This window comes from Pseudoalteromonas sp. SG41-1 (assembly GCF_014164575.1).
In the GTDB taxonomy this organism is placed as follows: domain Bacteria; phylum Pseudomonadota; class Gammaproteobacteria; order Enterobacterales; family Alteromonadaceae; genus Pseudoalteromonas; species Pseudoalteromonas rhizosphaerae.
The window spans coordinates 1-2,605 of record NZ_JACJFL010000067.1 but is presented as its reverse complement, the minus strand read 5'-3'; the positions used below and the strand labels follow the sequence as shown (position 1 = coordinate 2,605).

The window sequence follows — 2,605 nt, the reverse complement described above, 5'->3', positions numbered from 1 at the left end:
GCGATGGCGCGAATAACCAATCGCGCACCGTGACGGCCGATGGCTCTGGGGCATGGACTATCAGTGGTAGCGAGTTTGATGTCAGCAGCTTTAATAATGGCACGCTCACCGTCAGCGCCACACAATCTGATGCGGCGGGTAACACCTCTAGCGCTGCCAGCACCGCGGTGATTTTAGATAATACAGCACCGAATTCACCGACAATAGCCACTCCGATAGAGGGCGATGGTAAAGTTAACGCAGCGGAAGACAGTGACGTAGTGATCACCGGCTCCGGGGCGGAAGCTAATGCCAGCGTCAGTGTGACCATCAGCGATGGCGCGAATAACTTATCACGTACCGTAACGGCTGATGGCTCTGGGGCATGGACTATCAGTGGTAGTGAGTTTGATGTCAGCAGCTTTAATAATGGCACGCTCACCGTCAGCGCCACACAAAGTGATGCGGCGGGTAACACCTCGACTACGGCAACCGCATTAATTACGTTGGATAATCAAGCGCCAAATGCATTGACGATTACTACGCCAATTGAAGGCGACGGCAAAGTTAATGCTGTTGAAGATAACGATGTACTAGTGCAAGGATCTGGCGCAGAGTCAGGTGCAACAGTTACAGTAAATGTTGATGGTATATCTAAAACCACCACTGCAGATTCAAGTGGTAATTGGACATTATCGGGCAACGAGCTGGATATCAGTGCGCTGAATAATGGTACGCTGACGGTCTCGGCAACTCAGGCCGATAGCGCAGGTAATGTCTCAATAGCTGCAACTACAACAATAACGTTGGATAACCAAGCACCAAACGCACCAACCTTTATTACGCCTATTGAGGGGGATGGTAAAGTTAACGCTGCGGAGGATAATGATGTATTAGTCCAAGGCGGGGGAGCAGAGTCAGGTGCAACAGTAACTGTGAGTATCGGTGGGGTTACTAAAACGACTACCGCAGACTCAAGTGGTAATTGGACATTATCAGGTAATGAGCTGGATATCAGCGCTCTAAATAATGGCATATTGACAGTTTCGGCAACACAAACCGACGATGCGGGCAATATCTCAACGGCCGCATCAACTTCAATTACATTAGATAACATCGCACCAAATGCGGTGGCTATTACAACGCCGATTGCAGTAGATGGTATTGTAAATGCGGCTGAAGACAATGCTGTGTTGATCACAGGGTCAGGTGCAGAAGCTGGCGCAACAGTGACAGTGGGTATTAGCGGCATAAATGCCACTGTGATAGCTGATAGCAGCGGTAACTGGACACTTAATGGCAGTGAATTAGACATTAGCGCGTTAAATAATGGCACATTAACAGTATCTGCAACGCAAACCGATAGCGCAGGAAATATTTCATCTGCAGCTACAACCACTATAACCTTAGATAATGTTGCGCCAAATGCATTGGCTATCACAACGCCGATCGCTGTTGATGGCATTGTGAATGCTGCTGAAGATAATGCGTTATTAATTGTAGGATCTGGGGCAGAATCAGGCGCTGCAGTTAAGGTTGATGTTGGCGGTGTAAATGCCACCGTGACTGCTGATAGCAACGGTAATTGGACTCTCAGTGGTAATGAGTTAGATATCAGTGCATTAAATAATGGCACATTAACGGTATCAGCAACGCAAACTGACAGCGCGGGTAATATTTCTCCAGCGGCAACGACGACGATAACCTTGGATAACAGTGCACCGCTAGTTGTTACTATTAATACGCCAATCGAAGTCGATGGCATAGTTAACGCTAGTGAAGATGATAGTGTATTGATAACCGGCTCTGGGGCAGAATCAGGCGCTGCAGTTAATGTTGATATTGGTGGTGTAAATGCCACGGTTACAGCTGGTAGTGGTGGAAATTGGACGCTTAGCGGCAATGAGTTAGATATAAGTGCACTTAATAACGGCACTTTAACAGTATCGGTAACGCAAACTGACAGTGCAGGGAATACTTCACCTGCGGCGACCAGCTCAATTACTTTAGATAATACCACCCCAACTGGGCATGCAGTTAGCGTTGATCAAAGCTTAATTAATGCGGATAACGAATCTGCAATGAGTGTTAGTTTTACTGGGCTTGAAGGAAGTGGTTCGCTTAGTTACCAGGTAAGTGATGGCAGTAATGCTGTTACTGGTAACGCAACGATTAGTGCTGTTACGCAGCAAATTACAGGTATCGATGTTACAACATTGGCTGAGGGAGTGTTAACGTTCTCAGCAATAGTTACAGACACCGCAGGCAATGCCAGCGCAGCAGTAACTGCCACAGTAACTAAAAAATATAATGTCGTACCGGTGTTAAGTGGTTCACCAAGTACAACTACAGCTGAAGATGCAGCGTATAGTTTTATACCCATCCTTACAGACAGCGATACGCAAGATACCCATACTTTTAGCATCATTAATAAGCCAAGTTGGGCAAGCTTTGACACCAGCACGGGCGAATTAGCGGGCACGCCACAGAACCAGGATGTAGGCAGCTACGCGGCTATTACTATCAGTGTTAACGATGGCACAGATAGCGCCAGTTTAACGCCATTTACATTAGAGGTAACCAACACCAATGATGCGCCGGTAGGGCAAAACTTCGCGTTTAACCT

The 2,605-nt window shown here is 47.1% G+C and carries 1 protein-coding gene; it reads left to right on the top strand.

Features of this window, described 5'->3' with window-relative positions; all coding sequences use genetic code 11:
* A partial coding sequence (locus H5203_RS21150; RefSeq protein ID WP_220494633.1) for an Ig-like domain-containing protein occupies positions 1-2,605 on the top strand: 2,605 nt, incomplete at both ends.